Origin of the sequence: Aureibaculum luteum, from assembly GCF_003449015.1 — a bacterium.
Classification (GTDB): Bacteria; Bacteroidota; Bacteroidia; order Flavobacteriales; family Flavobacteriaceae; genus Aureibaculum; species Aureibaculum luteum.
The window spans coordinates 257623-276269 of the sequence record NZ_QRGD01000005.1 but is presented as its reverse complement, the minus strand read 5'-3'; the positions used below and the strand labels follow the sequence as shown (position 1 = coordinate 276269).

Below are 18647 nucleotides of genomic sequence, written 5' to 3'. Positions count from 1 at the left end.
CTTGTGAGTTTAATAAAATCAATTTCAGGAATTAGAGGTACTATCGGAGGTACAGTAAATGATAATTTAACACCTGTTGACGCCGTAAAATTTGCGGCTTCATATGGCAGTTGGTTAATAAAGAGGAATAACAATTCGAAAAACTTGACAGTTGTAGTGGGTAGAGATGCTCGTATTTCAGGTAAAATGGTAAGTAGCTTGGTGGCTAACACTTTGGTGGGAATGGGAATTAATGTGATAGATTTAGGTTTATCAACAACACCGACTGTAGAGGTTGCTGTTCCGCTTGAAAAAGCAAATGGAGGAATTATCTTAACGGCTTCTCACAATCCAAAACAATGGAATGCTTTAAAATTATTGAATGAGAAAGGTGAATTTTTAAATGCTGCTGATGGTGCTGAAATTTTAAATATTGCAGATTCTGATGGGTATACGTTTGCTGAAGTAGATGATTTAGGTACGTATACGAAGTTGTCTGGTTATATGGATAAACATATTGAAGAGGTATTAAAACTCGATTTTGTTGATGTTGATGCTATTAAAAATGCAAAATTTAAAGTAGTTGTTGATGCTGTTAATTCTACGGGAGGAATTGTAATTCCTAATTTATTGGAAAGGCTAGGAGTAGAATGTGTAAAGTTATACTGTGAACCTAACGGACAGTTTCCTCATAATCCAGAGCCATTACCTGCACATTTAGTTGATATATCAGAATTAGTAGTTAAAGAAAATGCCGATTTAGGAATTGTTGTAGATCCTGATGTAGATAGATTAGCTTTGGTTTGTGAAGATGGATCTATGTTTGGTGAAGAATATACCTTAGTAGCTTGTGCAGATTATGTTTTAGGATTGGCAAAAGGAAATACAGTGTCAAACCTATCCTCATCAAGAGCCTTACGTGATGTCACTGAAAAACACGGTGGCACTTATAAAGCAAGTGCGGTTGGTGAAGTAAATGTAGTTGAATTAATGAAAGATACCAATGCTATTATTGGTGGTGAAGGTAATGGAGGTATAATTTATCCTGCATCTCATTATGGTAGAGATTCATTGGTTGGAGTAGCCTTATTCTTATCACATTTAGCGAAATCAAAAATGAGTTGTAAAGCATTAAGAGAAAGTTACCCGAGTTATTTTATGAGTAAAAATAAAATACAACTTACTCCTCAATTAGATGTTGATGCTATTCTAGCTCAAATGGCTGATAAATATAAAGACGAAGATGTAAATACGATAGATGGTGTGAAAATTGATTTTGCTAACGAATGGGTGCATCTGAGAAAGTCAAATACAGAGCCTATCATTAGAATTTATACAGAAAGTGGTTCTCAAAACAATGCAGATCAGCTTGCAAAGAGAGTTATGGATGAAATAGCAACGATTGCTGGAATATAAGTTTACAAAAGAGGATTGAAGCGTAAAAATGCGATTAACCATCTTTGTATTAAAATAATTTTCATGAGTATTGTCCCCTTGAGGATTATCGAGAAACAAAATATATTTTGTTTTGAAGATACCAGCCAAGCTAAATAAGGGTGTTTTTTAATTGATTATAATAAACACTAAAATTAAATGTAATCCAATGAGTAATAAATCTTCTTTAGAGTCTTATTTTCAACAGTTCAGAAAACATATTATTGGAGTAGACCAATACTTTGAATCACCGTATGGTAAAAAGAAAGTTATTTATACGGACTGGACGGCTAGTGGTAGATTATATAGACCTATTGAAGAAAAAATAATGAATGAATTTGGTCCTTTTGTGGCCAATACGCATACGGAAACTTCAATAACAGGTTCCGCAATGACACATGCTTATCATAAAGCAAGAGCTATTATTAAACAACATGTGAATGCGAAGAGTTCAGATTGTTTAATTACATCAGGAACAGGAATGACAGGTGTAATTAATAAATTTCAACGTATTTTAGGATTGCGTGTTCCAGAAAGTATGCGTGATTTTACAAACGTACCAGAAGATTTAAAACCTATTGTTTTTATAACACATATGGAACATCATTCTAACCATACTTCTTGGTTGGAAACCATTGCAGATGTTGAGGTAATTCCTTGTGAAGAAAAAGGGTTGGTTTGTTTTAAAAGTTTTGAAAAATTATTAGAAAAATACAAGGAGAGAAAAATAAAAATAGCTTCAATTACGGCATGTTCTAATGTTACTGGAATTAGAACAGATTATCATAGAATGGCAAAAATTATTCATGCTTATGGTGGTTATTGTTTTGTCGATTTTGCTTGTTCAGCTCCTTATGTGTCAATAAACATGCATCCGGAAGATGAAGCGGAAAAGTTAGATGCTGTACTTTTTTCACCACATAAATTTTTAGGTGGTCCGGGTACTTCTGGTGTGTTAATTTTTTGCGATGAATTGTATCACAATACGGTGCCTGATAACCCTGGCGGAGGTACAGTTACCTATACCAACCCGTGGGGAGATCATAGGTATATTGAAGATATAGAATTAAGGGAAGATGGAGGAACTCCTGGTTTTTTGCAAACCATAAGAATAGCATTATCTATTCAGTTAAAGGAAAAAATGAGTTCTGAAAAAATATTAGCTCGTGAGCATGAGATTAATGAAATAGTTTTTGAAAAACTAAAAGAGATAGATAACTTACATGTATTGGCCGCAGAACATGAGGATAGATTGGGTATTTTTTCCTTTTTTATAGACGATTTACATTATAATCTTGGTGTTAAGTTATTAAACGATAAATTCGGAATTCAAACCAGAGGTGGTTGTTCTTGTGCTGGAACTTATGGTCATATTTTATTACATATAGATTTGCCAACTTCTGAACAGTACAAAGCAAAAATTGAAGAAGGCTGTTTAATTGAACGTCCAGGATGGATTAGAATGTCAATACATCCAACCATTACCAATGATGAGGTTAATTACGTTTGTGAAAGTATTAAGGAATTATGTCTTAATTTTAATGAATGGAAAAACGATTATAATTACAATGCCGTTTCCAATGAATTTGAATTTATAGGTAGTGACCAATATGAAAAGCAATTGGTAGAGAAATGGTTTGAGGTTTAATAGATGTAATTGTCCCCTTGAGGGGACTTTAGGGGTGTTTTTTAATTTTTTTAGATGCTTATTTGTATTTATTTAAAACCGCAGACTCTAGACTTCTTTTAGTCCTAATTTTCTTTTAGCAAATTTTTTCCCTGATGTTTAAACCTTTTATGCGTCCAAAAATAAAATTCTGGGTATTCTTTAACTTGTTCTTCAACTTTTCTTAAGTAAATATCTGTGATGTCGTAATCTTTAAATGTTTGTGGTTTATCAGTAATCAATTCAAAATTAACCTCATAGTACCCACGTTTTACACGTTTGGTTTTAAAAAACACCACAGGAAGATCATATTTTTTTGCCAAGTGCTCAGCACCTGTGTGTATTGGTAAATTGTCTACACCTAAAAAGTGCGACCAATAATGTGCTTTAGAAACTTGCGGCGATTGATCACCTAAAAAACCATAAAGAGATAATCTATTCTCTTCGGTGTTTTTATTCATCACAGAAAAGATGTTTTTGGTGTTGACCAAGTTCGTGTTAAATCGACCTCTCGTTTCTATTATTTTTTTATCGAAGTATTTATTATTTATCTTTTTATAAACGGCATAGCCATTAAAACTAACTTGCGTATTTAATAAAAAGATCCATTCCCAATTGGCATAATGTCCACCCATTAAAAGACTACTTTTATTTCGTTTTTCAAGGTCTTTCAGCACATCAATATTGCCAATTTTATATCTTTTTGCCAATTGTTTTTTCGAAATTGTAAACAGTTTTATTATTTCAACAAAAACATCTACAAAATGTCTGTAAGATTTTTTAGCAATACGCATAATTTCTTCATCAGACTTTTTAGGAAAAACTAATTTTAAATTATCGAAAACAACTTTTTTTCGATATCCAATGATATAGTAAAGTAAATAATAGAATCCATCAGAGATAAAATGTAAAACTCTGAAGGGTAATATAGACAATAGCCATATAAAAGGATAGACAAGAATATAACTTAATAATTGCATAATCAATATAAATAATTCTTCGATGATTGCACCGATGTTTCCTATTTACCTCTCCTGTGGAGAGGTCGCAATTATTTAAGTAATTGCGGGTGAGCAAAAATAAAATTATCAAATTTATTTTGCGACAAATATCGTTATATAATTTATCTTTGAACAAATTATAAATACAAATGAATTACGCTGTAGTCGCATTAATAGTCATAAATGTATTAATTTCTTTAAAAGGATTTTCTGATAGATCGTTTTTTGAACGTTATAAATTTCAAATTGGTCCCATTTTAAACGGCGAGCAGGTTCGTCTGTTTACTTCGGGGTTCTTGCATGTAGACCAAGCTCATTTGTTTTTTAACATGTTTGCTCTTTATATTTTTGCTGATCCTGTAATTGATCAATTGGGCGTTTTTAAATTTGTAATTATTTATTTAGGAAGTTTGTTAGCGGGTAGCACTTTAGCATTGAGTTTTCATAAAAAAGATCCTTATTATAGTGCCGTTGGTGCTTCTGGTGCGGTCATGGGGATTATCTACGCGGGTATTATGCTAAATCCTGATATGAGGTTGACTTTTATTTTCTTCCCGTTTTTTGATATTCCTGGGTATGTATTTGGTGTAGGGTATTTACTGTATTCTATGTATGGTATGAAAAAACAATTGGGTAATACAGGTCATAGTGCTCATTTAGGTGGAGCCGTAGGAGGGTTTGTATTAACATTGGCTTTATATCCAGAGGTTTTTATGCAAAATAAGACCATTACAATTGTCCTTGCAATCCCCATAATACTGATGTTTGTGTTCAAAAATAAGTTAGAGAATAATTAATATTAAAATAAAATAATTTTTTGTCAATTATTTCATTTTTTTTCTACATTTGCTGTACTATAAAAACTAAGTGATCAGTTTTCCATTTTTCGATTACAATCTAAGTTTGAAGAAGTTAGATTGTAATGTGCAACGTTTGTACGACGAAAAAATTATGGTTTCTTCTTCCTATCTCGGATTTAATAATCTGAAGTTTATTCGCTTAGCGAAAGGCTATATGTATATTCTTGTCTAATTTTTATATTATTTTTTTTAACTTGAAGAATAAATAATATAAAAATTTAAAACTAAGAATGAATACAAAATATATTGATTTAATAAATCAGACATTTGATTTCCCTCAACAAGAATTTAAAGTAGATAAAGACCAATTACTTTTTCATGATATCGATTTAATGAAATTGGTAGAAGAGTACGGATCTCCTTTAAAATTCAGCTATTTACCAAAAATTTCAGAGAACATTAATACCGCAAAAAGTTGGTTTGCAAAAGCCTTTGAAAAACATAATTATAAAGGTAAATACCATTATTGTTATTGTACAAAAAGTTCACACTTTAATTTTGTTCTGAACGAAGCTTTAAAAAACGACATTCATATAGAGACGTCCTCTGCCTTTGATATTAATATTGTTGAAAAACTAATAGAAAATGGTAAAATCAAAGACACGGATTACATCCTTTGTAACGGATTTAAACGTGAACAATACGTATTAAATATTGCACGATTAATTAATAGTGGACATGAAAACTGTATTCCTATTATTGATAATTATGAGGAAATAAGTTTACTAAGTGAAGAAATAGACGGTAAATTTAAAGTGGGTATTAGAATTGCTTCTGAAGAAGAGCCTAAATTTGAATTTTATACAAGTAGATTGGGTATTGGGTATAAAAATATTGTACCTTTTTACAAAAATCAAATACAAGACAATCCGAAGGTATCGTTAAAAATGCTTCATTTTTTTATCAATACTGGTATTAGAGATAATGCCTATTATTGGAATGAGTTGTTAAAATGTTTGAAAGTTTATGTTAGCTTAAAAAAGATTTGTCCAACGTTAGACAGTTTAAATATAGGTGGAGGCTTTCCAATTAAAAACTCGCTAGCATTTGATTTTGATTATGAATATATGATTGATGAAATTGTAAATCAAATTAATTTAACCTGTCAGGAAGCTGAAGTTGATGTACCTAATATCTTTACAGAATTTGGTAGTTTTACAGTAGGAGAGAGTGGAGGTGCTATTTACAAAGTATTGTATCAGAAAAAACAAAATGATAGGGAGAATTGGAATATGATTGATTCGTCATTTATTACAACGTTACCAGATTCTTGGGCCATAAATAAACGTTTTGTAATGTTACCTATTAACAGATGGAATTCTAATTATGAAAGGGTTTTATTGGGAGGATTAACTTGTGATAGTGATGATTATTACAATTCAGAACAACATATTAACGCCATTTACATGCCTGTGTATAGAGATGATAAACCGTTATATATTGGTTTTTTTAATACAGGAGCATACCAACAATCAATAGGAGGTTTTGGAGGATTACAACACTGTTTAATTCCGCAACCTAAACATATATTAATTGATAAAGACAGCGATGGAAACATCACAACTAAATTATTTTCACAACAACAAACACACACAGATTTTTTAAAAATTTTAGGCTATTATGAGTAACAAAACGTATGCTGGAATTCCACAGGAATATTCAAAACTTGAAAAAGCACAAGTGGTATTAATTCCTGTTCCTTATGATGGAACAAGCACATGGCAAAAAGGTGCAAACAAAGGTCCTGACGCTTTCTTAGAAGCATCAGAAAACATGGAACTGTACGATATTGAAACAGATTCAGAAGTGTACAAACAAGGTGTTTTCTTGGCTGAGGCGGTCACAGAAGATAGTTCGCCAGAAGCAATGGTGGATGAGGTACACCAAACTGTTAAAAAGTATATCAATAAGAATAAATTCGTAACCATTTTTGGTGGTGAGCATTCTATTTCTATTGGTACAATTAGAGCTTTTAACGAATGTTTTAATAGCTTAACTGTATTGCATATTGACGCTCATGCCGATTTAAGACCTGAGTATGAAGGTACTAAATTTAATCATGCTTGTGCTGTTTATGAAGCTAGTCAAAATACCAACTTAATTCAAGTAGGAATCCGTAGTATGGATGTTCTTGAGAAAACGGTTATGGATACCGAGAAAACATTTTTTGCCCATGAAATGGTAACTAATGAATATTGGGCACAAAATGTAATAGATTTAATGACTGAGAATGTTTTTATTACATTTGATTTAGATGCTTTTGATCCGTCAATTATGCCAAGTACTGGTACACCAGAGCCAGGAGGATTGTTATGGTACGAAACATTAGATTTTTTAAAGCAAGTTTTTAAAGAAAAAAACGTCGTTGGTTTTGATATCGTTGAGCTTTGTCCTAACGAAGATGATAAATCTTCAGATTTTTTAGCTGCTAAATTGTATTATAAAATGTTAAGTTATAAATTCGCTGACCTTGATGTTGACGATTTTGATGAATTGAATGATGATGCTATAGCATTAAAAAATAATATTGCTAACTTTATAGATGAAGACGATGATTAAAGGACCTATATCAAATTTTGTAGAAAAATATTATCTACACTTTAACGCAGCCGCTTTGGTGGATGCTGCAAAAGGTTACGAAGACCAATTAAATAAAGGTGCTAAAATGCTAGTATCTTTGGCAGGTGCAATGAGTACGGCTGAATTAGGTAAAATATTTGCTGAAGTTATCCGTCAAGAAAAAGTGCAAATAATTTCTTGTACCGGTGCAAACTTGGAAGAAGATATTATGAACTTGGTAGCACATTCGCATTATAAACGTGTCCCTAATTATAGAGATTTAACGCCTCAAGATGAATGGGATTTACTTGAAAAAGGCTTGAATAGGGTTACTGATACTTGTATACCAGAAGAAGAAGCTTTTAGAAGGTTACAAAAGCATATTTTTAAAATTTGGAAAGATGCAGAAGATGCTGGTGAGCGATACTTACCGCATGAATACATGTATAAACTTTTATTGTCTGGTGTTTTAGAAGACTATTACGAAATTGACTTGAAAGATTCATGGATGTATGCGGCAGCTGAAAAAAATCTACCGATTATTTGTCCAGGTTGGGAAGATAGTACCATGGGCAATATTTTTGCATCTTATGTGTTAAAAGGTGAATTAAAAGCAAGTACCATGAAAAGTGGTATTGAATATATGACATTTTTGGCTGACTGGTATACTGATAATTCTGAAAATGGTATTGGTTTCTTTCAAATAGGTGGTGGAATTGCCGGTGATTTTCCGATTTGTGTAGTACCCATGTTATATCAAGATATGGAGCGTCCAGAAACGCCTTTTTGGAGTTATTTTTGTCAAATATCTGATTCAACAACAAGTTATGGTTCGTATTCAGGAGCAGTTCCTAACGAAAAAATTACTTGGGGTAAATTAGACATAGATACACCAAAGTTTATTATTGAAAGCGATGCTACAATTGTTGCACCATTAGTATTTGCATATTTGCTAAATATGTAATAATATTATAACCTCAAAACTATAAAAAATAAAAAAACTCATGAAAAGAGTAATTGTCGATTTTAAAAAACTAACGGAAGACATTTTAAATATGTTGGTGGAGAAATTCCCTGATGGCTATGGTGATTCTGATATTGTTGTTTTTAAAAATGCAGCGGGTGAAACTATTGAAGCTGTAGAAGTAAAAACAGAGGATACTATTTATCTCGTTAAAGTTAGTGTCAGATTAGAAGAATCTATGGAAAATCATGTTGATACCAGTGATGATGACGATGACGACGATGATGATGATGCTATAATTGATGATGATATGATTGGAGATGAAGATTTAGAATTTGATGGAGATGATGATGATGATGATGATGACGATGACGATGATGAGCCTTCAGCTAAGGATTCTGATGATGAAGACGATGATTAATTTCTAATGAGCATTCGTTAGTCCCGTTTTTTCGTGGAACAACGAGTTACCATTTAACTTTAAATCCGAATCATATGAATGCACCATTTCATTTATCATTGCCTTGTTTAGATATAGAAGCAACGAGAAATTTCTATATAGATAAATTAGGTGCTGACTTAGGTAGAGTTGCTCAAAATTGGTTAGATATCAATTTATACGGCAATCAAATTACGTTTACCAAATCGGGTAAATTTGATTTTAGCTTTCAAAATTATAGTTTTGAAGGTAAAATTTTACCATCATTTCATTTTGGGATTATTGTCACTCATGAAGTTTGGGAAAAATTATATAAAAGAATTACGTCGCAACACATAGAACTTTTTGAAGAGATAACATTCTTAAAAGGTAAAAATGGAGAGCACACGTCATTTTTTGTAAAGGACCCAAATGATTATATGGTCGAGTTTAAAACATTTGCTGTTACAAAAGATGTTTTTAAAACCAATTAAAAAATAAACGATAAAAAAGGCTTACCAATTGGTAAGCCTTTTTTCTGCATCAACTTTCCCTTTTCTTACTTTTTACATCCTTCTTTTTGAAGAAGATCTCTTAACTGGAGACGTAGATGCTGTTCTTGTTTTTCTCTGTACGGTAGATTTAGTCCTTGTTGGAGTAGATCTTTTCGATGCCGTTCTAGAAGAACTAGATGTATTTCTTGTTTGAGTTCTTGTAGTACGTTGTACAGGTTTTCTTTCTGTTCTTTGTACTGAACTTCTGTTTTTTGTTGAAGAATTTCTTTGAGAAATACTTCTTTCATTTGCTTTACGAGACTGTGTTCTCACTGTACGTTGTACAGGTTTTCTCTCACTTCTATTCTGAACTGTACTTCTTGTTTGAGTGTTAATAGTTCTACTATTACGAGGTGTAACACTTCTGTTTTGTGCAACTGTTCTTTTAGGTGTTTTATTTGTTGTTCTATTAGAACTGGTGCTATTTCTATTGTTTCTAGTCGCCGTATTACGTTGAGCTGTTTGTCTTCTTGTTACGGTGTTATTTCTTTTACTAGTAGATCGACTGTTAACTCCTTTTGATCTTGCAACACTAGAATTACGTGTTCTTACTCTAGAGTTTATTTTTTTATATCCTCTGTTACTATTATAATTTCTATTATACTTTCTTTTGTGATTGTTTTTACCATAATAATAGCTGTAACGTGTTGGTCTATATCTATTTCTATAAGGCTTATAGCTTAGTATCGATCTATTAAAAAATGGTAGTACAAAAAAGTTATGAAATGGGTGAAACACATGATGTCTATTAAATACATTTACATAGCCTCTTTGGTACGAATACCCTCCGTAAGAATTGTAATAGATATTTAAGCTACCTATTCGGTTTACTCTACTAGAACGGTAATTAATAGTTACATCACCTGCTTCGATTATACGCCCATAAGAGTCATAGTAAATTGGCGTGTTTTCTATTTGAATTATAGCACCATAATCATCATATTGTACATAAGGCTCGTAATTGTAACCTGAATTGTAACTGATACTTACATTGTCTAAATCAACTCCAACATGCATACCACGTCTTGGGTTAATATAAAAATCAAACTCTCCATTTTGGAATATTGAAAATGTAATTCCTTCTTCAATGAATGTGAAGGATTTATTATTTTCATAAATTCTCCTGTTTTGAGTATCTAAATAAGTGTTTGCATCAGCAGCATAAATTTGCGGACTAAGGCTCAGTGCGAAGACTGTTACGAGTAATAATGTAATTTTTTTCATAATTAAAGTGTTAAAGGTTATTAAATAGGTTTTGGTTAACACTACCGTGAAGATAATTACAAGCATCGTGCCAAAGTCCAGAACCCTTGTCTTATAAGGGCTCTGTGCAGTATATACTTAAGAAGTATTTATTTTTAGAATTAAATTATCAAATTGTTTTCATTTTTAAATGTTAAAATTAAAATGAAATTGATAAAATAGAGAAGATAAATTTTAGTTTAAAAATGGTGAAACTTAAATTAACTTTTCCTTAAAAAAAGCAATCGTACGTTTCCATGCAAGTTTCGCTGCAGTTTCATCATACCTAGGAGTGGTGTCATTGTGGAATCCATGATTTACACCTTTATACATATGAGCCGTATATGTTTTTTTATGCTCTTTTAGTGCAGCTTCATAAGCTGGCCAACCTGCATTTACCCTTTTGTCTAATTCAGCAAATTGGAGGAGTAATGGAGCCTTAATTTTTGGTACATCTTTAGTTTCTGGTTGCCCTCCATAAAAAGGAACTGAAGCTTTTAAATCGGGAATATGTACAGCCATCATGTTAGAAATGGAGCCACCAAAACAAAAACCAACAACACCAACATTACCCGTACATTCTTTGTGGGCTTTTAATAAATCATAAGCAGAGATAAAATCCTCTAGCATTTCATTTCGGTCTCTCTTTCGTTGTAGTTCTCTACCTTCATCATCAGTACCAGGATATCCTCCTAAAGGGAATAATGCATCTGGTGCAAAAGCTATAAAGCCTTCAAGAGCAGCTCTACGAGCTACATCTTCAATATGTGGATTAAGACCTCTGTTTTCGTGTACTACTATTATTCCAGGTAATTTCGTAGTGCTTTTAATAGGTCTTGTTAATAAACCACGCATTTTTCCACCGCCTTTGGGTGATTCATATTCAACATATTCTGACTTTAGACGAGGGTCATTAAAATTTACTTTCTGAGCTTCTACATATTTCGGCATTAAAAAGGCTAATAATGAAGGAAGGGTTAATCCACCTACGGCATATACCGAAAGCTTATTCATAAAATTTCGTCGGTCAATCTTATTATGTACATAACTATCGTACAAATCAAAAACTTCTTGATTGATATCTTCTTTTTTTATATTCTTCATTTTATTAATTTAATGATTACCTGATGTTTATAAAGATACAGTATTTTAAATAATACCAGTATTTGTATTTTTTCTAATTTTTAATCCATTGCTTTCAATAGTTCGATTGATTTTCTGGCGATGCGTCCGGAAGAAAATTGTATTGAGAACAATTTTCTAAGAATTAAAATTTTAACTTTGCTTTTTGTGGTTGGTAAGTTTTGATAGTAAACGGTTAACTTCTCAACTCCGCTCAAGGTGACATTCACAAATATGAATACCCGAAATTAATTTACAAAAAGTAATAACAAACAGTAAAACCACAAACATTTTTGAACAACTTCGTAAACGTCATATTACCAATACCCTTACAGCAACTCTTTACGTATAGTATAACGGAAGCTGAAAAGGATTTTTTAGAACCAGGTATGCGTGTGGCTGTACCTTTTGGAAAATCGAAAATATATACGGCTATAGTGGCAGAAGTGCATCAAAAGGAACCTACGGCATATCAAGCCAAGGATATTTTTCAAATTTTAGATGAGTATCCGATTATTACAAAAAAGCAATTGAAACATTGGCAATGGATAGCCAATTATTATATGTGTTCTTTAGGTGAAGTATTGCGTTCTGCATTACCGTCAACATTTTTATTGGAAAGTGAAACACAGGTTATAAAAAATAAAGAATTCATGTTGGAATCTTCCTTAACGGATGATGAATTTTTAATCATAGAAGCGTTAGAGCATCAAGAGGTATTACCTATTCAGAAAATTAGTGCCATTCTAGATAAAAAACGTGTTTTACCCATTTTAAATGATTTACTCAAAAAGAAAGCAATTGTTTTACAGGAAGAAATTATAGAGCAATACACACCTAAATTAATAAAGTATATCCGCTTAAATGAACGGTATAATGATCAGAAAGAGTTAGGGGATTTATTAGAAGAATTGAGTAGAGCCAATCAGCAACGCAATGCGGTAATGACTTATTTTTCATTACATGGAGCTACCAAAAAACCAATAAAGCAGAAGCAACTTAAAGAGGTGAGTAAGGTATCACCTGCGGTAATAAAAGCATTGGCAGAAAAAGAAGTGTTTGAAATTTATACCATCCAAACAGATCGTGTTAACTTTAAAGAGGCTACCGATAGTTTCAAGGAACTATCTGAATTTCAGGAAGAATGCTATAATGAACTCAATAAAAGTTTTGAAAAAAACGAAGTTGTTTTATTGCATGGCATCACGTCAAGTGGTAAAACGGAAATCTATGTAAAACTAATTGACCAAGTATTAAAGCAAGGTAAACAAGTATTATATTTAGTACCAGAAATTGCATTAACCACTCAGTTAATTGATCGCTTACAAAAATATTTCGGAAATAAAATTGCTGTATTTCACTCTAAATATTCCTTAAACGAAAGGGTAGAAGTGTGGAATAATATTTTAAACAAATCAGATAAAGCACAGTTAATTTTAGGTGCAAGATCTTCTATATTTTTACCATTCTCAGAATTGGGGTTGATCATTGTAGATGAAGAACATGAAACTTCGTACAAACAATTTGATCCAGCACCACGTTATCATGCAAGAGACGCAGCCATTGTACTGGCCAATTTGCATAAGGCGAAAGTGCTTTTAGGAAGTGCCACTCCGTCTTTAGAGAGTTATTACAATGCGGAACAAAAAAAATACGGGTTGGTAGAGCTCAACCGACGTTTTGGTAATGTTATGTTACCAGAAGTTGAACTGGTAGATATTAAAGAAGGCTACCGTAAAAAACGTATGACCAAGCATTTTTCTGAACGACTAATGGTGCTAATTAATGAAGCGTTAGATGAAAAAGAACAGGTTATATTATTTCAAAATAGACGTGGATTTTCACCAATAGTAGAGTGTAAGTCTTGCGGTGTTTCTCCACAATGCCCTAATTGCGATGTCAGTTTAACCTACCATAAATTACGTGGCGAATTAAAATGTCATTATTGTGGATATCACAAGCCACTACCTAAAATATGTTCAGCTTGTGGAAATCCGAGCTTAGACACTAAAGGTTTTGGTACAGAGCAAATTGAATTGGAATTACAAGAATTATTTCCTAATCATAAAATTGGGAGAATGGATTTGGATACCACACGTGGAAAATACGGTTATCATAAAATTATTGAGGCATTTCAATCTCGTGAAATTGATATTTTAGTTGGGACACAAATGCTTTCTAAAGGCTTAGATTTTGATAATGTTTCGCTAGTTGGTGTATTAAATGCTGATAATATGCTCAACTTTCCAGATTTCAGGGCACATGAAAAGAGTTTTCAGTTGTTGGTGCAAGTTTCTGGTAGGGCAGGGCGAGCCAAAAAAAGAGGTAAAGTTGCTATCCAAACCTTTAACCCGTATCATCAAATACTGCAACAAGTTACAACCAATGATTATGCTACGATGTACAAAGAACAACTGTACGAACGTCATCAATACAAGTACCCACCCATATTACGGATGGTTAAAATTACATTAAAGCACAGAGATTATATCAAAGTAAATTCAGGAGCTGATTGGTTGTATAAGTCTTTATATAACACGTTTGGGACTAATATTTTAGGACCCACGAGTCCTGCTATATCAAGAATTAGAAATCAACATATTAAAACTATTCTAATTAAGTTACCACAAGATAAATCGATAAACTTATCAAAAGCGGTACTACAAAAAATTAAAAATAGCTTTCAGTCTATACCAAGTTATAGACCGATACGGTTTAATGTAGATGTGGATAATTATTAATAGATTAAGTGAAACTACTGTTTAATTGAATTATCTATTTTCTTATTGTATTCAGTAAAGTAATCTAATAAAAACTGTTTCCTATTTTTATTGGATTGTTTCATTTTTTTGAATACTTCTTTACCCAATATTTCTGGGTAAAGTTTAAATTGTCTTTTAGAATCTATCTGATGTAAACCATTTGAATCTTTAAAATAATAGTTAATTTTTGGTAAGGATGTTGATTTATAGGGATTTCTACCTGTGCTATTTTCTATACTTATATCTGTTTCTTGCATTGGTTGTCTTGTATATCGAAGATAGTAAAAATCTACTTTTCCTTTTTTTAAATCTTGCTTGGTATTTTCAATTAAAGTAAACATAAAAGGAGACTTAAATAACACTCCTTTAATTTTTTTTTCTAAGGGAACTGATTTTAGTTTTATTGAATTACCATATTCATCTTTGTAATATATATATTTATTATTAATCGGGATCATCATGCGACCTGTCTGTTGTCCTTTTCTATCATAAATATCAAAGCCTCTATGTATGGAATTCAGCGATGATTTTTTTGGACCAATAACATACATTGTATCGTTCTTTTCAGTTATTACCGTATATATTTTAGTATTAGATACGTTCGAGGAATTCGATAAATCTTGAGCTAAACTAAATGTGGTGATTCCGATAAAAAAGTATAAAAATAAATTGGTTTTCATAATTTTAATGTTTTTCGAGCAGGTTAGATATAAACAAATAAAAATGTAAGATTTTTTATTTTAATTAATTTCATTTTATGACAAAAAAAATTATACCAAGCTCCTTGTTGTTTCAAGAATTAGAAATCAACATATTAAAACTATTTTAATTAAGTTACCCCAAGATAAATCGATAACTTATCAAAAGCAGTAATCCAAAAAATTAAAAATAGCTTTCAGCCGATAATTGATTATAGACCAATACGATTTAATATAGATAATGATTAGATTACTTTTAAATTCAACTATTTAATAACATTAAATCATATCATTAGCTACTAAAGATGTATCTATTTTACGATTATATTCTGTAAAGTAATCTAATAAAAACTGTTTCCTGCTTTTATTGGATTGTTTCATTTTTTCAAATACTTCTTTACCTAATATTTCTGGGTAAAGTTTAAATTGTCTTTTAGTATCTATCTGATGTAAACCATTAGAATCTTTAAAATAATATCTAATTTTTATTGCGTATTTTGGCTTGTAATAGTTTCTACCCTCACTACTTGCTTGGTTTATGTCTGATTGTGATTCTATTAAAGGTTCTTTTGTATATTGGAGAACGTAAAAATCTATTTTTCCTTTATTTAAATCTTGTTCTGAATTTTCTATTAATGAAAACATAAAAGGACTTTTACGAAATACACCTTTTACTTTTTTTGGTAAAGTGACTGATTTTAGAGTTGTCGTTTTACCATCCTTATCGTTGTATCGTATTTTTATAAAATTAATAGGAGTAATTTGACCGCCTGTTGGCTGCCCTTTCTTGTCATACTCCTCAAATCCTCGATTTAGAAAATTAATATTTACAGTAGGACCATATACTGAAATTGTATCATTTTCTTTAGTTATAACCATATATTTTTGTGGTTCATGTGCATCTGAAGAGTTCAGTGCTATTTGAGAGTAACTTGCTATAGTAAGCCCCATAAATAATACTAAAAATAACTTAATTTTCATAATTTAAAGTTTTTTGAATATGTTAGATATGAACGAATAAAAATGTAAGGTTTTTTTATTGAATTAATTTCATTTTATGACTACAACAATTATACCATATCCTATGTTATTTCAAGGATTCGTAATTAACATATCGTAAGTATTTTTTAATTTAAATTACCCCAAGATAAATCGATAAACGTATCTAAAACCGTATACAAAATATTAAAATTAGTTTTCAGCCGATAATTGATTATAGACCAATACGATTTAATATAGATAATGATTAGATTACTTTAAAATTCAGCTATTAAATAACATTAAATCATCTCATTAGCTACTAAAGATGTATCTATTTTACGATTATATTCTGTAAAGTAATCTAATAAAAACTGTTTCCTGCTTTTATTGGATTGTTTCATTTTTTCAAATACTTCTTTACCTAATATTTCTGGGTAAAGTTTAAATTGTCTTTTATAATCTATCTGATGTAAGCCATTTGAATCTTTGAAATAGTATTTAATTTTTATTGCGTATTTTGGCTTGTAATAGTTTCTACCCTCACTACTTGCTTGGTTTATGTCTGATTGTGATTCTATTAATGGTTCTTTCGTATATTGGAGAACGTAAAAATCTATTTTTCCTTTTTTTAAATCTTGTTCTGAATTTTCTATTAATGAAAACATAAAAGGATTTTCAAAAAACACACCACTTATTTTTTTTGGTAAAGTGACTGATTTTAGAGTTATTGTTTTTCCATCGTTATCGTTATATAGTATTTTGCTATCATTAATAGGGTTTATTTGACCACCTGTTGGCTGCCCTTTTTTGTCATATTCCTCAAATCCTCGATTTATAAAATCAATATTTACTTTAGGGCCATAAACAGAAATAGTGTCATTTTCTTTAGTTATAACCGTATATTTTTGTGGTTCATGTGCATCTGAAGGATTCAATGCTATTTGAGAGTAACTTGCTATAGTAAGCCCCATAAATAATGCTAAAAATAACTTGATTTTCATAATTTAATGTTTTTTGATTATGTTAGATATGCACGTATAAAAATGTAAGATTTTTTTATTGAATTAATTTCACTTTATAACTACAAAAATTATACCAAGCTCTTTGTAGTTTCAAGAATTCGTGATTAACGTGTTAAAAACATTTAAATTAAGTTACCTCGAGATAAATCGATAAACGGATTAAAAGCAATAAAACAAAAAATAGCTTTCAGTCTATACCTAATTATAGACCGATACGGTTTAATGTAGACGTAGATAATTATTAAGTATGGATTTGGGATTAAGAATAATCCTTTAAAATATGCATATTGCATTACTAATTTCTTAAAAGAAATAATATTTATTCAAATAATTAGTTATAATTTTATCTTTGTCATTGATAAAACCCAAACGTTGCTAAACAAGAAAATTTTAATATTATTTTTTGCATTTATTACCTATGGTTCTTTCTCTCAAAGTACGTTTCCTATTTATACAGATTATTTGTCTGATAATGTTTTTTTACTTCATCCATCAGCTGCTGGTATTGGTAATTGTGCAAAGTTAAGATTAACGCATCGCCAACAGTGGAATGGAATTTCTGAAGGACCATCATTACAAACATTAAGTTTTCATTCAAGAATAAGTGAGAAAGCAGCTTTAGGAGGTGTATTATTTAATGATAAAAATGGTTTTCATGCTCAAAAAGGTATTGCAGGTAGTTACGCTTATCACCTTAATTTTGGTAGAGATGACGCCTTAAATCAACTATCTTTTGGTATGTCATTTACTTATGTTATTAATACAATTGACCAATCCAGTTTTACATCAGTTATTCCAGACCCTTCAAATAGTCAAATAATAGAGTCAACCAATTATTTTAATACTGATTTTAGTACTGCATATCATTTTATGGATACATATGCTTATTTTACTGTTAAAAATTTGCTTTTAAGTACTAAGGGATTAGAAAATAGCAGCTATGATTCGTTAAACTTAAGAAGTTATTTATTAACGTTGGGTTACTATTTTGGAAAGGAAAAAAGTGTACAGTTCGAACCATCGGTAATGTTACAAATGGTTGAGAGAACTAGCGAGTTTTCTGTAGATGTGAATCTAAAAGCATATAAAAATATTGATAATAATAAGCAGATTTGGGCGGCATTATCGTATAGACAAAATTTAGAGAAAAATGCCGTTGAAAATTTGAAACAAATAACACCAATAGTTGGGTTTAATTACAAACGTTATATGGCATCATATACGTATACCAATCAACTCAATCAAGTAGTATTGGATAATAGTGGTTTTCACCAAATTACATTAGGTATGAATATGTTTTGTAAAAAACAACGAGCAACAGGGTGTCCTAATGTTAATTCTATATTTTAGAATGATTTATATAAGCATGGGTAATAAATTAAATT

The 18647-nt window shown here is 30.9% G+C and carries 16 protein-coding genes; 10 read left to right on the top strand and 6 right to left on the bottom strand.

The features are described from left to right. Positions 1–3: 3 nt before the first annotated feature. The gene (gene glmM / locus D3P13_RS13395; protein WP_117883260.1) at positions 4–1395 is read left to right on the top strand and encodes a phosphoglucosamine mutase; all 1392 of its coding nucleotides are present in this window, start codon (positions 4–6) and stop codon (positions 1393–1395) included. A 187-nt stretch (positions 1396–1582) separates the two neighbouring features. Next, positions 1583–3061 carry an aminotransferase class V-fold PLP-dependent enzyme gene (locus tag D3P13_RS13390; protein ID WP_117883258.1) on the top strand — a complete coding sequence of 493 codons (1479 nt, stop codon included), beginning with the start codon at positions 1583–1585 and terminating at the stop codon, positions 3059–3061. A gap of 104 nt (positions 3062–3165) precedes the next feature. Here the strand turns inward: D3P13_RS13390 and D3P13_RS13385 are convergent, their stop codons facing one another. Then, complete coding sequence (locus tag D3P13_RS13385; protein ID WP_117883256.1) at positions 3166–4059, bottom strand: lysophospholipid acyltransferase family protein; 894 nt, start codon at positions 4057–4059, stop codon at positions 3166–3168. Positions 4060–4229: 170 nt separating this feature from the next. Between D3P13_RS13385 and D3P13_RS13380 the strand changes: the two genes are divergently transcribed. From D3P13_RS13380 to D3P13_RS13355, 6 genes are all read left to right on the top strand, one after another. Beyond that, positions 4230–4877, top strand: a complete 648-nt coding sequence (locus tag D3P13_RS13380; RefSeq protein WP_117883254.1) for a rhomboid family intramembrane serine protease — start codon at positions 4230–4232, stop codon at positions 4875–4877. A 293-nt stretch (positions 4878–5170) separates the two neighbouring features. After that, complete coding sequence (locus D3P13_RS13375; RefSeq protein WP_117883252.1) at positions 5171–6568, top strand: type III PLP-dependent enzyme domain-containing protein; 1398 nt, start codon at positions 5171–5173, stop codon at positions 6566–6568. Continuing rightward, entirely contained in the window at positions 6561–7499 is a 939-nt protein-coding gene (gene speB, locus D3P13_RS13370) for an agmatinase (RefSeq protein WP_117883250.1), read from the top strand. The genes D3P13_RS13375 and speB overlap by 8 nt, the downstream gene beginning before the upstream one ends. Further along, a complete protein-coding gene (locus tag D3P13_RS13365; RefSeq protein WP_117883248.1) occupies positions 7492–8463 on the top strand; it encodes a deoxyhypusine synthase family protein in 972 nt (323 codons plus the stop codon). The genes speB and D3P13_RS13365 overlap by 8 nt, the downstream gene beginning before the upstream one ends. Before the next feature lie 40 nt (positions 8464–8503). After that, a complete protein-coding gene (locus D3P13_RS13360) occupies positions 8504–8884 on the top strand; it encodes a hypothetical protein (protein WP_117883246.1) in 381 nt (126 codons plus the stop codon). Positions 8885–8958: 74 nt separating this feature from the next. Beyond that, positions 8959–9375, top strand: coding sequence for a VOC family protein (locus D3P13_RS13355; RefSeq protein WP_117883244.1), 417 nt, complete (start codon positions 8959–8961; stop codon positions 9373–9375). 72 nt (positions 9376–9447) lie between these two features. On the opposite strand, the gene D3P13_RS13350 is transcribed toward D3P13_RS13355, so the two are convergent. Both D3P13_RS13350 and D3P13_RS13345 read right to left on the bottom strand, forming a co-directional pair. Further along, on the bottom strand, positions 9448–10659 hold the full coding sequence (locus D3P13_RS13350; RefSeq protein WP_157972917.1) for a hypothetical protein: 1212 nt from the start codon (positions 10657–10659) through the stop codon (positions 9448–9450). Positions 10660–10893: 234 nt separating this feature from the next. Beyond that, a complete protein-coding gene (locus D3P13_RS13345; protein WP_117883240.1) occupies positions 10894–11781 on the bottom strand; it encodes a dienelactone hydrolase family protein in 888 nt (295 codons plus the stop codon). Positions 11782–12092: 311 nt separating this feature from the next. On the opposite strand from D3P13_RS13345, the gene priA reads away from it, so the two are divergent. Continuing rightward, positions 12093–14540, top strand: coding sequence for a replication restart helicase PriA (gene priA, locus D3P13_RS13340; RefSeq protein WP_157972916.1), 2448 nt, complete (start codon positions 12093–12095; stop codon positions 14538–14540). 14 nt (positions 14541–14554) lie between these two features. On the opposite strand, the gene D3P13_RS13335 is transcribed toward priA, so the two are convergent. The 3 genes from D3P13_RS13335 to D3P13_RS13325 form a co-directional block, all read right to left on the bottom strand. After that, on the bottom strand, positions 14555–15241 hold the full coding sequence (locus tag D3P13_RS13335; protein ID WP_117883236.1) for a hypothetical protein: 687 nt from the start codon (positions 15239–15241) through the stop codon (positions 14555–14557). Between the two features lie 297 nt (positions 15242–15538). Then, positions 15539–16240 carry a hypothetical protein gene (locus D3P13_RS13330; RefSeq protein WP_117883234.1) on the bottom strand — a complete coding sequence of 234 codons (702 nt, stop codon included), beginning with the start codon at positions 16238–16240 and terminating at the stop codon, positions 15539–15541. Positions 16241–16539: 299 nt separating this feature from the next. Continuing rightward, positions 16540–17241, bottom strand: a complete 702-nt coding sequence (locus D3P13_RS13325) for a hypothetical protein (protein WP_117883232.1) — start codon at positions 17239–17241, stop codon at positions 16540–16542. A gap of 393 nt (positions 17242–17634) precedes the next feature. Between D3P13_RS13325 and D3P13_RS13320 the strand changes: the two genes are divergently transcribed. After that, positions 17635–18612 (top strand): PorP/SprF family type IX secretion system membrane protein, encoded by a 978-nt coding sequence (locus D3P13_RS13320; protein ID WP_117883230.1) that lies wholly within the window; start codon positions 17635–17637, stop codon positions 18610–18612. Positions 18613–18647: the final 35 nt, after the last annotated feature.